A 14254-nucleotide genomic window follows, 5' to 3' on the forward strand; every position below is an offset into this window, starting at 1 on the left:
GTGCGCTGCGAAATGTCTCATAGTTCCAAAGGCCGCAAATGCGAACCGAAAATGCTGCGTGGCAGCATTGTCGGGTTTCCGACACGGCGGGCGCGGGCAGCCGGCGTGGCATGTCGCATATGCGCCGCCCGCTGCGCGCGGCGCCCCCGGCCCGGCCGCCCGGGCGTGGGGCGGGCCAGCACTGGAGGGCGTTTGCCCGCCGCGGCGGGGGCTTTGCGCCCTGGGGGGCGCCTTGGCGTGCGCCTTGGCACGAATGTCGCTTGAGGGGGGAGCGAGCCGTCCCGGACGTCCGGGACGTCACACTTTCTTGCGGCCGGGAGACAGCATGCGCAGCGAATCGGGCTTCGTGCCGTCCGGGCGGGTGCCCCTGGCCGTGGTACTCGGCACCAATGATGTCGCCTCCGCCGTGGGGCATGCCCTCTTCCAGGCGGGCTATGGGGTGGTCCTGTCCCGCGATCCCGGCCAGCCGGTCCTGCGGCGGAGCATGGCGTTCGACGACGCGCTCATCGGCGGGGCCTTGGAGATCGAGGGCGTGCTGGCGCGCCCCGCCTATGGGCTGGTGGACCTGCTGCACGCCTGCATGGAGCGCTCGGCCATCTCGGTCACGGTGATGGAGCTGGGCGAGCTGTTGTGCCTCGGCCTCATCGACGTGCTGGTGGATGCGCGCATGCGCATGCGGGCGCTGAAGGTGGATGTGCGCCCCTTCGCCCGCGCCACCATCGGCCTTGGTCCCGGTTTCATCCCTGGGCGCCATGTGGATGTGGCGGTGGAGACGGCCCCCGACCTGATCGGCGTGGTGACCGATGGCGCGACGCTGGCCGCCCATGGCCGCTCCGCGCCGCTGGCGGGCGCCGGGCGCGAGCGCTTCGCCCGCGCGCCGGCTGCCGGCCTGTGGCTCACGGAGGCCGCCATCGGCGAGGGGGTGCTGCAGGGCGCGCCGCTCGGCACTTGTGGCGGGCAGGTCATCGCCGCTCCGCTCGCCGGCCGCCTGCGCGGCCTGGTGCGCAGCGGGGTGGATGTGCCGGAGGGGCTGAAGATCGCCGAGGTGGACCCCTCCCCGGACGAGGCGCCCAGCTGGATCGGCCTTGCCCCTCGCGCCCGCGCCATCGCGGCGGCGACCCTGGACGCGGTGCGCCTGGTGCAGGCCATGGAGGCCGGCCAAGCGCCAGCGGCGCATCCCCATTGAAAATAGCCGGCGGCGCATTCCCATTGAAAATAGCCAGCGGCGCATTCCCGTTGAACATGGCTGGTGGCGCCCTCCCATTGAGCGGGGACTGTCATCATCCTCCCACGGATGCCATGCTCTCTCACCGTGAGGGTGAAAAGGGAGGACGGACCGTGGCCGAGAGATGGTGGACCGACGCGCTGGTGGATCAGCTCCTCGCCGAGGACGTGCCGTCCGGTGATCTGACGACCACCCTGCTTGGGATTTCCGAGGCCCCCGGCGGCATGCGCTTTTCCATGCGGGCGGAAGCGGTGGTGTGCGGCATTGAGCTTGCCGCTGATCTCATCACCCGCGCGGGGGCCGAGGCGCGCTGCCATGTGGCCTCCGGCGCGCGGGTGGAGGCGGGCGCCCATCTCCTCTCCGCCCAGGGGCCGGCCGGGGCGTTGCATAAGGCCTGGAAGGTGTCGCAGACGCTGGTGGAATATCTCTCCGGCATCGCCACCGCCACCGCCGCCATCGTGGAGGCCGCCCGCGCGGTCAACCCCCATGTGGCCGTGGTGACCACCCGCAAGACCTTGCCTGGCAGCAAGGCGATGATGCTCGCCGCCATCCGCGCCGGTGGGGCGCAGGCCCACCGGTTGGGATTGTCGGAAACCCTTCTGGTCTTCCCCGAGCACCGCGTCTTTCTCGAGGATCCCGTGACTGCGCTGGCCGCCCTGCGCCGCGCCGCGCCGGAGAAGAAGGTGGTGGTGGAGGTGGCGGACCTGGAGACCGCCGGCCTGGTGCTGGAGGCGGCGCCCGACATTCTCCAGTGCGAGAAGATGACGCCGCAGCTGCTGGCCCAAGTGGTGGGCGAGGTGAAGCGGCGGGGCCTCCACACGCTTGTGGCCGCCGCTGGCGGTGTGAATGCCAGCAATGCCGCCGCCTATGTGGAGGCGGGCGCCGGCCTGCTCGTCACCTCCGCGCCCTATTGGGCCAAGCCCGCCGACGTGAAGGTGGTGATCGAGGCGCTTTAGTCTCTTTCACCTTTCCCAATCCCGTTCGTTCCCCCGTCCCCCGCCGTGCCTCGCCTGTCGCAAATCCGCCGTGTCGGATGTCCGTGTTCGGCTTGTCGCGTTTGCGACAGCCGCGTCTCAAGGGATACTCTTTACATTGTAATGACTTGAGACTGTGGCACAGCGCTTGCGTGATCCTCCTCAGATCCTTCCGGTTTCGAGGGGACCACCAACATGATTATTCTCACCGACAATGCGGTTAATGCGGTGAAGACCGCCATGGCTCAGACCTCGAACGGGGCCGAGGGCCTGCGCATCATGGTGGAGGCGGGCGGCTGCGCCGGCTTCAAATACATGATGGGGCTCGAGAATGCGCCCCGCGACGGCGACGTGGTGATCGAGCAGGGCGGCGTGAAGCTGTTCATCGACGACCGCTCCCAGCCCCTCGTCTCCGGCATGAAGGTGGACTTCGTCACCTCACTGGAGAATTCCGGCTTCGTGTTTGAAAATCCCAACGCGGCGTCCAAGTGCGCCTGCGGCAAGTCCTTCGGCTGAGGAGGGCGCGCCATGTGGGATTACACGGACAAGGTCAAGGACTACTTCTTCAACCCGAAGAATGCCGGCCTCCTCTCGGATGCCAATGCGGTGGGCGAAGTGGGCGCCATCGCCTGCGGCGACGCGCTGAAACTGATGCTGAAGGTGGACCCGGAGACGGAGGTCATCACCGAGGCCCGCTTCCAGACCTTCGGCTGCGGCTCGGCCATCGCCTCTTCCTCCGCCCTCACCGAGATCGTCATCGGCAAGACGCTGGACGAGGCGCTGGCGCTGACCAACCAGGACATCGCGGACTTCCTCGGCGGCCTGCCGCCGGAGAAGATGCACTGCTCGGTCATGGGCTATGAGGCCCTCCAGGCGGCGGTGGCCAATTTCCGGGGCGAGACCTGGGAGGATGACCACGAGGAAGGCGCGCTGGTCTGCAAGTGCTTCGGCGTGGACGAAGGAGTCATCGAGCGGGCGGTGAAGGTCAACAAGCTCACCACCCCCGAGCAGGTGACCTTCTACACCAAGGCCGGCGGCGGCTGCCTCACCTGCTTCGAGGCCATCGAGGAAGTGCTCGCCCGGGTGAATGCGGACATGGTGGCTGACGGCATCATCGCCGCCTCCGCCGCCTATCGCATCGGCTCGGTGGACCCGCGCGCTCTCAAGGGCAAGCCCCGCGTCGGCAACGGCAAGGACAAGGAGCCCGCCAAGGAGAAGGCGGCGCCTTCCGGCCAGCCCATCCAGGTGCCGCTCTCGGCCACCGCGCCCAGGCAGAGCCCGCTCGCCTCCCTGGTGCCGCCGCCCTCCGCGCCGGCCCCGCTCACCCAGGTGCAGCGCATCAAGCTCATCGACAAGGCCATCGAGGAATTGCGCCCCTATCTCCAGCAGGATGGCGGCGATTGCGAGCTGGTGGACGTGGAGGGCAACACGGTGAGCGTGAAGCTCTCCGGCGCCTGCATCGGCTGCCAGATGGCCTCCGTGACCATATCCGGCGTGCAGCAACGCCTGATGGAGAAGCTGGGCATGCCGCTGCGCGTCGTGCCGGTCAAGTGAGCGGGAGGCGATGATGAAGCCGGTCTATTTCGACAACAACGCCACCACCCGCGTCGACCCCCGCGTGGTCGAGGCCATGCTGCCCTTCTTCACCGAGCAGTTCGGCAATCCCTCCTCCATGCACGCCTTCGGCTCGCAGGTGGGCGGGGCGCTGAAGGCCGCGCGCGGCAAGCTCCAGGCCCTGCTCGGCGCCGAGTTCGACCATGAGGTGATCTTCACCTCCGGCGGCACCGAGAGCGACAATGCGGCCATCCTCTCCGCCTTGGAGGCGAGCCCCCGCCGGCGCGAGGTCATCACCAGCGCGGTGGAGCATCCCGCCGTCCTCTCCCTGTGCTCTTGGCTCGAGAAGAACAAGGGCGTGAAGGTCCATGTCATCCCGGTGGACGAGAAGGGCCGCCTGGACATGGACGCCTATGCGGAGGCCCTGTCCGACCGGGTCGCCGTGGTCTCCATCATGTGGGCCAATAACGAGACGGGCACGCTCTTCCCGGTCGAGGAACTGGCGCAGATGGCGAAAGCCCATGGGGCGCTGTTCCACACCGACGCCGTGCAGGCGGTGGGCAAGATCCCCATGGACCTGAAGTCCACCGCCATCGACATGCTCTCCTTGTCCGGCCACAAGCTGCATGCCCCCAAGGGCATCGGCGCGCTCTATGTGAAGCGCGGCGTGCGCTTCCGCCCGCAGATCAAGGGCGGCCACCAGGAACGCAGCCGCCGGGCGGGCACGGAGAACACGCCCTCCATCGTGGGCCTCGGCGTTGCCGCGGCGCTGGCCGCCGAGCACATGGCCGAGGAGAATGGCCGCGTCCGCGCCCTGCGCGACCGGCTGGAGAAGGGCCTGCTCCAGCGCATCCCCAATTGCTTCGTGACGGGGGATGCGGACAACCGCCTGCCCAACACCGCCAACATCGCCTTCGAGTTCATCGAGGGGGAAGGCATCCTCCTGCTCCTGAACCGCGAGGGCATCGCCGCCTCCTCGGGCTCGGCCTGCACCTCGGGTTCGCTGGAGCCCTCCCATGTGCTGCGGGCCATGAAGATCCCCTATACGGCGGCCCATGGCGCCATCCGCTTCTCCCTCTCGCGCGACAACAGTCCGGAGGAAGTGGACCATGTGCTGGAGGTGATGCCCGCCATCATCGACAAGCTGCGCGCCCTTTCCCCGTTCTGGAACGGGGCCGGCGCGCCGGCTGAGGACTTCAAGCCCGTCTATGCCTGATCGCGCCGGAGCCGCGTTCTGCGGCTCCGGTCCCTTGGTGCCCGCCCGCGCCCGGAGGTGCCCCATGCTCGCCAAGCCGCCCTTTCCCCCGCCCGCGCCCCGCACCGTCTTCCTGAACGACACCACGCTCAGGGACGGCGAGCAGGCGCCCGGCGTCGCCTTCACCCGCAAGGAGAAGCTCGCCATTGCCGAGGCGCTGGCCGCCGCCGGCGTGCCGGAGATCGAGGCCGGAACCCCGGCCATGGGCGACGAGGAAATCGAGACCATCCGCTCCATCGCCTCCCTCAAGCTGCCGCTGCGCGTCATGGCCTGGTGCCGCATGGGCGAGGAGGACCTGATGGCGGCGGTGGCGGCGGGCGTCACCTGCGTGAACCTGTCCATTCCCACCTCCGACCGGCAATTGGCCGGCAAGCTCGGCCGCGACCGCGCCTGGGCGCTGGACAAGGTGGGCGAGACGGTGAGCCTCGCTCGCCGGTTGGGCTTTGCCGTGGCGGTGGGCTGCGAGGATGCCTCGCGCGCCGATCCGGCCTTTCTGGTGGCCCTGGCCGGTGTCGCCGCGGAGGCGGGCGCCTTCCGCCTGCGGCTCGCCGATACGCTGGGCGTGCTCGATCCCTTCTCCACCTGCGCCTTGGTGGGGCGCGTCGCCCAGGCCTGCGACCTCGACATCGAGTTCCACGGCCATGATGATCTCGGCCTTGCCACCGCCAATGCGCTGGCGGCAGTGATGGGCGGGGCGAGCCATGTGAGCGTCACCGTGCTCGGCCTCGGCGAGCGCGCTGGCAATGCGGCGCTGGAGGAGGTGGCCATCGCGCTGCGCCAGACCGGCCGCAGCGAGACCGGCATCGATCCCCTCGCGCTCAAGGGCCTCGCCACCCTCGTCTCGGAGGCCGCCCGCCGCCCCGTGCCTCGCGCCAAGGCGGTGGTGGGGGAGGATGTGTTCACCCATGAATCCGGCATCCATGTCTCCGGCCTCCTGAAGGACCGGCGCACCTATGAGGCGCTTGATCCCCAGATGCTGGGGCGCGACCACACGGTGGTGCTGGGCAAGCATTCCGGCCTCGCCGCCATCGAGCGGGCGCTGGCTCAGGACGGGCTGAAGGTGGACCCCGAGCGCGGCAAGGCCATCCTGAAGCGCGTGCGCGATTTTGCCACCCGCACCAAGGATGTGGTGCCCCAGGAGGTGCTCCGGCGCTTCTACGAGGACAGCTTCACCCAGGAGGCGCTCCGCCGCCGCCGCATCGCCGTCGAGGAGGCCTGACCATGATTATGGGAGGCACCCGCCGCCGTCATCCCGCCATTCCCCTGGCCCCGCCCATGTCCTCTCGCTTCTCATCCGAGCCCGGCCTTTTCGCTTTGGTCCGCGAGGATGTGGCCTGCGTGAAGGGGCGCGATCCCGCCGCCCGCAACACGCTGGAGATCGTCCTCACCTATCCCGGCGTGCATGCGGTCATCTGGCACCGCATCGCCCATCGCCTGTGGCGGCGGCGGCTGAAATTTCCCGCCCGTTTCCTGTCCTGGCTGGCGCGTGCCCTGACCAATGTGGACATTCATCCCGGCGCCACCATCGGCCGGCGCTTCTTCATCGATCACGGCGCCTGCGTGGTGATCGGCGAGACGGCGGAGGTGGGGGACGACGTGACGCTCTATCACGGGGTGACGCTGGGCGGCACCTCCTGGAGCCCCGGCAAGCGCCATCCGACCTTGAAGGACGGGGTGCTGGTGGGCGCGGGCGCCAAGATCCTCGGCCCCATCACGGTGGGAGCCGGCGCGCGGGTGGGCGCCAATTCGGTGGTGATCGAGGATGTGGCCCCCGGCATGACCGTGGTGGGCATTCCCGGCCGCCCGGTGAAGCCGACGGCCGAGCGCCGGCGGCTCGGTGATGGCCGCATCGATCTTGAACATCACCTCATGCCCGACCCGGTGGGCGAGGCCATCGCCTCCCTGCTGGACCGCATCGAATTTTTGGAGGCGCGGCTCGCCCACCTCCAGCGCCGGGGCCGGTCCGAGGCCGACCCGTGCGATGGCGATCCCGTCGCCTGAACCCGCCATCCCGTCGCAAGGGCGACAAGAGGAGGTCCCAATGTCCGCTTCCGACACGTCCGCTCCCGTTTCGTCGGTTCTCACCCAATTGCGCCACTTGTCCTCGGCGGAGGACTTCTTCTCCGTCCTCGACGTGCCCTACGACAAGCGTGTCGTGAACGTGGCGCGCCTGCACATCTTGAAGCGCATGGGCCAGCATCTGGCCTCCACCGACTTTGCCGGCATGAGCGAGGAGGCCATCCGCGCCACCTGCGCCGACACGCTGGAGCGCGCCTATCGGGACTTTCTCACCTCTTCGCCGCTGGAGCAGCGCGTGTTCAAGGTGCTGAAGGACCGCGATCCCACCCGCCCCGCGCCCAAGGGCGCGTTCGTTCCGCTCACCGCCTTGTTCCAGGGCGTGGAGCGCTCCTGACGCCGCCTGTCGCAAAGCCGACAGGTTGCGCCTGCCCTCCTCTCGTACATTTCTTCAAGGTATTGAAAATACTAATTTATTTTCTTCCAGAGGATTTGGCACGGGTGATGCGAGAGGAGGGCAGAGGCTTTTAGAGCGAGGTTGCCGCCATGCACATCGTGGTCTGCATCAAGCAGGTTCCGGACTCCGGTCAGATCCGGGTCCATCCCGTCACCAACACGATCATGCGGCAGGGGGTGCCGACCATCATCAACCCCTACGATCTGTTCGCGCTGGAGGAAGCCCTCCGCCTGCGCGACAAATTCGGGGGCGAGGTGACGGTGCTCACCATGGGCCCGCCCATGGCCTCCGACTCCTTGCGCAAGGCGCTGACCTTCGGCGCCGACCGGGCGGTGCTGCTCACCGACCGCTTCTTTGCCGGCTCGGACACGCTGGCCACCTCCTTCGCGCTGGCCAGCGCCATCGCCAAGATCGGCGAGACCTTCGGCCCGCCGGATGTGGTCTTCACCGGCAAGCAGACCATTGACGGCGACACCGCCCAAGTGGGCCCCGGCATCGCCAAGCGGCTGAACCTGTTGCAGCTGACCTATGTGGCCAAGATCGCCGAGCTGGACCTCGACGGCCGCTCCATCACCATCGAGCGGCGGGCCGAGGGCGGGGTGCAGGTGCTGAAGACCCGGCTGCCGTGCCTCATCACCATGCTGGAAGCCACCAACGAGATGCGCCGCGGCACCATGGCCGACGCGCTGCGCGCCGCCCGCGCCGAGATCGTCACCTGGAGCGCGGCGGAGGCCGGCATCGAGGACATGACCAAATGCGGTCTGCGCGGCTCGCCCACGGTGGTCAAGCGCGTCTTCGCCCCCGGCGCCCGCGCCGAGAAGGCCGCCTTGGTGGACCTTTCCGGCAAGGATGCCGCCGCCGCCGCCGATGCGCTCATCGAAGCGGTTTTCGCCCGCACCCCCAGCCTTGAGGCGGACATGGCCCGCCTCTCCGCCGGCTTCTGAGCAGGAGACGCCCCATGACCACGCCAGCCAAGCCTGCCCCCAAAGCCGCCGCCGGTGGCCGCGCCGGGATGAAGAAGGAACTGCCCGAGCACTTCAAGGCCTACAAGCATGTGTGGGTGTTCGTGGAGCTGGAACGGGGCCAGGTGCACCCCGTGTCCTGGGAATTGATGGGCGAAGGCCGCAAGCTCGCCGACAAGCTGGGCTGCGAACTGGCCGGCGTGGTGGTGGGCGCGCCCGATGGCGGCACCAAGGAAGCCGCCGCCGAGGCCTTCTGCTACGGGGCGGACCTCGTCTATCTCTGCGAGGATCCCATCCTCGCCCATTATCGCAACGAGCCCTACACCAAGGCGCTCACCGACATCGTCAATACCCACAAGCCGGAAATCCTGCTTCTGGGCGCCACCACGCTGGGCCGCGATCTCGCCGGCTCGGTGGCCACCACGCTGTTGACCGGCCTCACCGCCGATTGCACGGAACTGGACGTGGACGCCGACAAGTCGCTGGGCGCCACCCGCCCCACCTTCGGCGGCTCGCTTTTGTGCACCATCTACACGCTGAACTTCCGGCCGCAGATGGCCACCGTCCGCCCCCGCGTCATGTCCATGCCCGAGCGGGTGGAGGCCCCCGTGGGCCGCATCGTCGAGCACAAGCTCGACATGGCGGAAGAGGACATCGTCACCAAGATCCTGTCCTTCGTGCCGGACCGCGATGCCAACAAGGCGAACCTTGCCTATGCCGACGTGGTGGTGGCCGGCGGGCTGGGGCTGCAATCGGCGGAGAATTTCCAGCTGGTGCGGAATCTGGCCGCCGTGCTGGGCGCCGAGTTTGGCGGCTCGCGGCCGCTGGTGCAGAAGGGCTGGATCACGTCTGACCGCCAGATCGGGCAGACCGGCAAGACCATCCGGCCCAAGCTCTATATCGCCGCCGGCATTTCCGGCGCCATCCAGCACCGCGTGGGCGTGGAGGGGGCGGACATGATCGTCGCCATCAACACCGATCCCAACGCCCCCATCTTCGACTTTGCCCATGTGGGCATCGTCACCGACGCCATCCGCCTGCTGCCGGCCCTCACCGAGGCATTCCGCCGGCGGCTTTCCCCCCATTCCCGTGACCGGCTGGCCGGCTGAGGAGGCCCATCATGATCGATGAGAAGTTCGACGCGATTGTCGTCGGGGCCGGCATGTCCGGCAATGCCTGCGCGCTCACTCTGGCCCAGCGCGGCCTGAAGGTGCTGCAATTGGAGCGCGGCGAATATGCCGGCTCCAAGAATGTGCAGGGCGCCATCCTCTATGCGGACATGCTGGAAAAGCTCGTCCCCGACTTCCGCGAGGACGCCCCCCTGGAGCGCCACATCGTGGAGCAGCGCTTCTGGATGATGGACGACACCTCGCACGTGGGCATGCACTACCGCTCCGACGACTTCAACGAGGACAAGCCCAACCGCTACACCATCATCCGCGCCCAGTTCGACAAGTGGTTCTCCTCCAAGGTGAAGGAAGCCGGCGTCACCGTGCTGTGCGAGACCACCGCCACGGAACTGATCCACGACGCCTATGGCAAGGTCATCGGCGTGCGCACCGACCGGGCGGGCGGCATCGTCCATGGCGACGTGGTGGTGCTGGCGGAGGGGGTCAACGGCCTGCTGGGCTCCCGCGCCGGCCTGCGCCCGGTGCCGAAGCCCGAGCATGTGGCCCTCGCCGTGAAGGAAATGCACTTCATGTCGGCGGAGGCCATCGGCGCTCGCTTCAACCTGAAGGAGAATGAGGGCGTGGTCATCGAGGCCGCCGGCACCATCTCCAAGGGCATGACCGGCATGGCCTTCCTCTACACCAACAAGGAATGCCTCTCGGTGGGCCTCGGCTGCCTGGTCTCCGATTTCCGCGACGGGCAGGAGACGCCCTATGGGCTGCTCGAAGCCTTCAAGGCCCATCCCTCCATCGCCCCGCTGCTGGCGGACGCGGAGGTGAAGGAATATGCCGCCCATCTCATTCCCGAGGGCGGCTACAAGGCGATCCCGCAGCTTTATGGCGATGGCTGGCTGGTGGTGGGCGATGCCGCCCAGTTCAACAATGCCATCCACCGCGAGGGCTCCAACCTCGCCATGACCACGGGCCGGCTGGCGGCCGAGGCCATTTTCCACCTGAAGAGCCGCAAGGAGCCGCTCAACAAGGCCAACCTCGCCCTCTACAAGAAGATGGTCGAGGAATCCTTCGTCATGAAGGACTTGAAGAAATACAAGGACATGCCGGCGCTGCTGCACACCCAGTCGCGCAATTTCTTCCTCACCTATCCCGAGCTGATGTCGAAGGCCGCGCAGAACTTCCTGCGGGTGGACGGCACGCCCAAGGTGGAGAAGGAGAAGGCCACCGTCCGCTCCTTCGTCAAGCGTCGGTCCTGGCCGGGCCTCATCGGCGATGCCTTCCGGCTCGCCCGCGCCTGGCGCTGATTTCCCCCATTCCATTACGTCCCGCCACAGGAGGTCGCCATGACCGCACGGGTTGAGGAAAAGCTGTTCCAGAACCGGTATCTCGTGGATGTGGGCCGCCCCCACATCAAGATCCTGCCCCATGAGACGCCCTCGGCGAACCTGCTCGCCATGACGCGCCTGTGCCCGGCGGGCTGCTACGCCACCACCGATTCCGGCCAGGTGGAAGTGGTGCCCGACGGCTGCTTTGAATGCGGCACCTGCCGGGTGCTGTGCGAGCCCTCCGGCGAGATCGAGTGGAATTATCCGCGCGGCGGCTTCGGGGTGCTGTTCAAGTTCGGCTGAGCGCCCTTTGGTGTTTCCCGCCGGCGGCACCTCTCCGCCGGGCGGGAAAGGGTGGGGGAGGCGGCCTGTCCGGTGCGCCGGACGGGCCGCTTTCAATCCCGCCCTTGCGGGAGGGGCGGGAAGACCCAATCTCTTGCGGGCCGGCGGGGGCGCAAGCTGCCGGCGATGGCGCAGGAGAGACGAGCCGATGCCCCCCTTTTCCGTTCTGGACCTCGCCCATGTGCCCCAGGGGGGCACGCCGGCTGACGCCCTGCGCAATTCGCGCGACCTCGCGCGCCATGTGGAGGCGCTCGGCTACAAGCGCTTCTGGCTGGCCGAGCACCATAACATGGTGGGCATCGCCTCGGCGGCCACCTCGGTCGTGATCGGCCACGTGGCGGCCGGCACCAGCACGATCCGCGTGGGCGCGGGCGGCATCATGTTGCCGAACCATTCGCCGCTCGTGATCGCCGAGCAATTCGGCACGCTCGCCACCCTCTTCCCCGGCCGCATCGATCTCGGCCTTGGCCGCGCGCCGGGCACCGACCAGCGCACCTTGCGGGCGCTGCGGCGCGACCCCGCCGCCTCCGACACCTTCCCGCAGGACGTGCTGGAATTGCAGGCCCTGCTCGGCGACGTGCAGGAGGGCCAGAAGATCCGCGCCGTGCCGGGCATGGGCACCCATGTGCCGCTCTGGATTTTGGGCTCCAGCCTGTTCGGCGCGCAGCTCGCCGGCATGCTGGGCCTGCCTTATGCCTTCGCCTCCCATTTCGCGCCGGACGCCCTGATGCAGGCGCTCGCCGTCTATCGCGAGCGGTTCGAGCCCTCCGCCCAGTTGGATCGGCCCTATGCCATGGTGGGCTGCAACGTGATTGCCGCCGACACCGATGCGGAAGCCCGGCGTCTCTTCACCTCCGCCCAGCAGGCCTTCACCAACATGTTCCGGGGCACGCGCGGCTTGCTGCCGCCGCCCATCGACGACATCGAGACCTATTGGAGCCCCATGGAGAAGGTGCAGGCCTCGTCCATGCTGGCCTGCTCCTTCGTCGGCTCGCGGGAAAGTGTCCGCGCGCAACTGGCTGACTTCCTGGAGCGGACGCGGGCGGACGAGCTGATGGTGGCCTCCGCGCTGTTCGACCCCTCGGCACGCAAGCGATCCTATGAGATCCTCGCCGAGGTCCATGCGGATCTGGCCGGCGCGCCCGTGCCGGCTTGATGGCATACGCAGGGAGGGGCAGATGAGCGACGAGACAGAGGGGAGCGCCCCATCGGCCCTCCCCACCAAATTGACCCGCACCAAGGAGCGCTGGGCGGAGGAGGGCAAGTTCCTCACCGGCCGCGTGGCGCGCCCCGACTCCGATCGCCTGCCGCCGGGCCAGCATCTGGTGAAGGACTGGCCGGTGCTGGACCTTGGCCTCCAGCCCATGCTGCCGCCCAATCGCTGGCGGCTCGATGTGGACGGGCTGGTGGAGACCCCCATCCATTGGGACCTTGATGCCTTCAAGGCCGCGCCCCAATCCACCGAGGTCACCGACATCCACTGCGTCACCACCTGGTCGCGCTATGACAATCGTTGGGAAGGCGTGCGCACCCGTGACCTGATGGACCTAGTGCGCCCGCGCGCCGAGGCCCATTTCGTGCTGCTCTATTCCTATGACGGCTACACCACCAATTTGCCGCTGGAAGACTTCGCAGCGCCCGATGCCATGCTCGTCCACAGCTGGGAAGGCGAGCCGCTCACCCGCGCCCATGGCGGGCCGGTGCGCCTGGTGGTGCCGCACCTCTATTTCTGGAAGAGCGCCAAGTGGCTGAAGCGCATCGAGTTCCTGCCAGCCGACAAGCTCGGCTTCTGGGAGGAGCGCGGCTATCACGAGCGCGGCGATCCCTGGACCGAGCAGCGCTATTCCGAGTAAGGCGCGCGCGCCCGGCCCCGCCGGGCGCGGTCGTCTTCAGATGGGCGGCAGGTTCAGCCACTTGGCCAGCGAGGTGAGCACGATGTCCACCGCCAGCGCGGCCAGGATGATGCCCATGATGCGGCGGATCAGGTTGGCGCCGGACTGGCGGATCACCATCAGCAGGTATTTGGCCAGGAAGAACAGTACGAGCATGATGACCATGAGGGCGGCCACCACGGCGATGGTGATGACCTGGTCGTGGATCGAGTGCCGGTTGTTGTTGGCCAGGATCATCACCGAGAGGATGGCGCCCGGGCCGGCGATGATCGGGGTCGCCAGCGGATAGACGGCGATGGCGGCCAGGTGCTTGTCCTCGTCGATCTCCAGCGCCTGCGGCTTGCCCATCTCGGTGAAGATCATGGTCATGGCATAAACGAACAGGATGAGCCCGCCGGCCACCTGGAAGGACAGGATGGAGATGCCCATGGCCTCCAGCAGCGCCTGACCCACCACGATGAAGAAGACCAGGATGAGGAAGGCGAAGAAGGTGGCCAGCACCGCCGCCCGCCGACGTCCCTTGTTCGACAGCTCGGAGGTCACCGCCATGAACATGGACAAATGGCTGATGGGCTCCAGCACCGCCCACAGCGTCACGAACTGCGTCACCAGCAGATTGAGATCATCCGTCATTTTCAAATCCCCGCCCCGAATGAGGCCTGCCGCGCGCCGGCACCGGGCATGGCACACCCATCCGCCGGCGCCTGGGCACCGGCGGATGAGGCTGATGTCCATGGCGGGTGACGGCCTCGCGCCGCTTGCCCGCACTGCCCTGATCGCGCCCGTCGCGGCCGCCCATCCATCCCGCCGCCATGGTGACGGGCGCCGGCAGCCCTGGCAACCGACGAGAGATTGCCAGCGGCGGTTGGTCCACTCGCGGGAAGCGCGTGTTTCCTTCCGTTGTCTTGCGCCCCCCGGGTCGCCGGTCGACGGCCGGCTGGGTCGAGTGACGTAAGGGAATGTTTGATCTATCCTGCGCGTCCGCGGCCGTGTCGCTTTCCCGCCGCCTCCTTGACCTGCCTCAAGGTGAGGCAGGGCGCATATGCGACAAAAGTCGCGACGGTTCGCGGCACACGGGCGAGACCATGACGGCCCGCTGGGTGGCAATGCGGCGGGCGCCGGCTCCAA

The 14254-nt window shown here is 68.1% G+C and carries 15 protein-coding genes; 14 read left to right on the forward strand and 1 reads right to left on the reverse strand.

The features are described 5' to 3' along the window. Positions 1-325: 325 nt before the first annotated feature. From ACT54L_RS13950 to ACT54L_RS14015, 14 genes are all read left to right on the forward strand, one after another. Complete coding sequence (locus ACT54L_RS13950) at positions 326-1186, forward strand: hypothetical protein (RefSeq protein WP_476086223.1); 861 nt, start codon at positions 326-328, stop codon at positions 1184-1186. Positions 1187-1338: 152 nt separating this feature from the next. After that, positions 1339-2181: a ModD protein gene (gene modD, locus ACT54L_RS13955; RefSeq protein ID WP_476086224.1), complete on the forward strand. Its 843-nt coding sequence runs from the start codon at positions 1339-1341 to the stop codon at positions 2179-2181. 213 nt (positions 2182-2394) lie between these two features. Further along, complete coding sequence (locus tag ACT54L_RS13960; protein WP_274775171.1) at positions 2395-2715, forward strand: HesB/IscA family protein; 321 nt, start codon at positions 2395-2397, stop codon at positions 2713-2715. A gap of 12 nt (positions 2716-2727) precedes the next feature. Beyond that, on the forward strand, positions 2728-3753 hold the full coding sequence (gene nifU / locus ACT54L_RS13965; RefSeq protein WP_476086225.1) for a Fe-S cluster assembly protein NifU: 1026 nt from the start codon (positions 2728-2730) through the stop codon (positions 3751-3753). A 13-nt stretch (positions 3754-3766) separates the two neighbouring features. Then, positions 3767-4969 carry a cysteine desulfurase NifS gene (nifS, locus tag ACT54L_RS13970; RefSeq protein ID WP_476086353.1) on the forward strand — a complete coding sequence of 401 codons (1203 nt, stop codon included), beginning with the start codon at positions 3767-3769 and terminating at the stop codon, positions 4967-4969. A 64-nt stretch (positions 4970-5033) separates the two neighbouring features. After that, positions 5034-6227 carry a homocitrate synthase gene (gene nifV, locus ACT54L_RS13975; protein ID WP_476086226.1) on the forward strand — a complete coding sequence of 398 codons (1194 nt, stop codon included), beginning with the start codon at positions 5034-5036 and terminating at the stop codon, positions 6225-6227. Between the two features lie 56 nt (positions 6228-6283). Beyond that, positions 6284-7009: a serine O-acetyltransferase gene (cysE, locus tag ACT54L_RS13980; RefSeq protein ID WP_476086354.1), complete on the forward strand. Its 726-nt coding sequence runs from the start codon at positions 6284-6286 to the stop codon at positions 7007-7009. Positions 7010-7049: 40 nt separating this feature from the next. Next, the gene (gene nifW / locus ACT54L_RS13985) at positions 7050-7421 is read left to right on the forward strand and encodes a nitrogenase stabilizing/protective protein NifW (RefSeq protein ID WP_476086227.1); all 372 of its coding nucleotides are present in this window, start codon (positions 7050-7052) and stop codon (positions 7419-7421) included. A gap of 149 nt (positions 7422-7570) precedes the next feature. After that, a complete protein-coding gene (locus tag ACT54L_RS13990) occupies positions 7571-8425 on the forward strand; it encodes an electron transfer flavoprotein subunit beta/FixA family protein (RefSeq protein WP_476086228.1) in 855 nt (284 codons plus the stop codon). 14 nt (positions 8426-8439) lie between these two features. Then, positions 8440-9552, forward strand: coding sequence for an electron transfer flavoprotein subunit alpha/FixB family protein (locus ACT54L_RS13995; protein ID WP_476086229.1), 1113 nt, complete (start codon positions 8440-8442; stop codon positions 9550-9552). 11 nt (positions 9553-9563) lie between these two features. Next, positions 9564-10871 carry an FAD-dependent oxidoreductase gene (locus ACT54L_RS14000; protein WP_476086230.1) on the forward strand — a complete coding sequence of 436 codons (1308 nt, stop codon included), beginning with the start codon at positions 9564-9566 and terminating at the stop codon, positions 10869-10871. 39 nt (positions 10872-10910) lie between these two features. After that, on the forward strand, positions 10911-11195 hold the full coding sequence (locus ACT54L_RS14005; RefSeq protein ID WP_209103359.1) for a ferredoxin family protein: 285 nt from the start codon (positions 10911-10913) through the stop codon (positions 11193-11195). Positions 11196-11382: 187 nt separating this feature from the next. Then, the gene (locus ACT54L_RS14010) at positions 11383-12390 is read left to right on the forward strand and encodes an LLM class flavin-dependent oxidoreductase (protein ID WP_476086231.1); all 1008 of its coding nucleotides are present in this window, start codon (positions 11383-11385) and stop codon (positions 12388-12390) included. Between the two features lie 22 nt (positions 12391-12412). Next, positions 12413-13087, forward strand: a complete 675-nt coding sequence (locus ACT54L_RS14015; protein WP_476086232.1) for a sulfite oxidase-like oxidoreductase — start codon at positions 12413-12415, stop codon at positions 13085-13087. Between the two features lie 36 nt (positions 13088-13123). Here ACT54L_RS14015 and ACT54L_RS14020 read toward each other — a convergent pair whose 3' ends face one another. Further along, entirely contained in the window at positions 13124-13759 is a 636-nt protein-coding gene (locus tag ACT54L_RS14020) for a MarC family protein (RefSeq protein ID WP_476086233.1), read from the reverse strand. Positions 13760-14254: the final 495 nt, after the last annotated feature.

The organism is Aquabacter sp. DMC10, from assembly GCF_056314145.1.

Bases quoted from the DNA above. Each gene is read 5' to 3' on its own strand.
- ACT54L_RS13950 (WP_476086223.1), top strand. From the start codon at position 326: ATGCGCAGCGAATCGGGCTTCGTGCCGTCCGGGCGGGTGCCCCTGGCC.
- ACT54L_RS13960 (WP_274775171.1), top strand. From the start codon at position 2,395: ATGATTATTCTCACCGACAATGCGGTTAATGCGGTGAAGACCGCCATG.
- nifU (WP_476086225.1), top strand. From the start codon at position 2,728: ATGTGGGATTACACGGACAAGGTCAAGGACTACTTCTTCAACCCGAAG.
- nifS (WP_476086353.1), top strand. From the start codon at position 3,767: ATGAAGCCGGTCTATTTCGACAACAACGCCACCACCCGCGTCGACCCC.
- nifV (WP_476086226.1), top strand. From the start codon at position 5,034: ATGCTCGCCAAGCCGCCCTTTCCCCCGCCCGCGCCCCGCACCGTCTTC.
- cysE (WP_476086354.1), top strand. From the start codon at position 6,284: ATGTCCTCTCGCTTCTCATCCGAGCCCGGCCTTTTCGCTTTGGTCCGC.
- nifW (WP_476086227.1), top strand. From the start codon at position 7,050: ATGTCCGCTTCCGACACGTCCGCTCCCGTTTCGTCGGTTCTCACCCAA.
- ACT54L_RS13990 (WP_476086228.1), top strand. From the start codon at position 7,571: ATGCACATCGTGGTCTGCATCAAGCAGGTTCCGGACTCCGGTCAGATC.
- ACT54L_RS13995 (WP_476086229.1), top strand. From the start codon at position 8,440: ATGACCACGCCAGCCAAGCCTGCCCCCAAAGCCGCCGCCGGTGGCCGC.
- ACT54L_RS14000 (WP_476086230.1), top strand. From the start codon at position 9,564: ATGATCGATGAGAAGTTCGACGCGATTGTCGTCGGGGCCGGCATGTCC.
- ACT54L_RS14005 (WP_209103359.1), top strand. From the start codon at position 10,911: ATGACCGCACGGGTTGAGGAAAAGCTGTTCCAGAACCGGTATCTCGTG.
- ACT54L_RS14010 (WP_476086231.1), top strand. From the start codon at position 11,383: ATGCCCCCCTTTTCCGTTCTGGACCTCGCCCATGTGCCCCAGGGGGGC.
- ACT54L_RS14015 (WP_476086232.1), top strand. From the start codon at position 12,413: ATGAGCGACGAGACAGAGGGGAGCGCCCCATCGGCCCTCCCCACCAAA.
- ACT54L_RS14020 (WP_476086233.1), bottom strand. From the start codon at position 13,759: ATGACGGATGATCTCAATCTGCTGGTGACGCAGTTCGTGACGCTGTGG.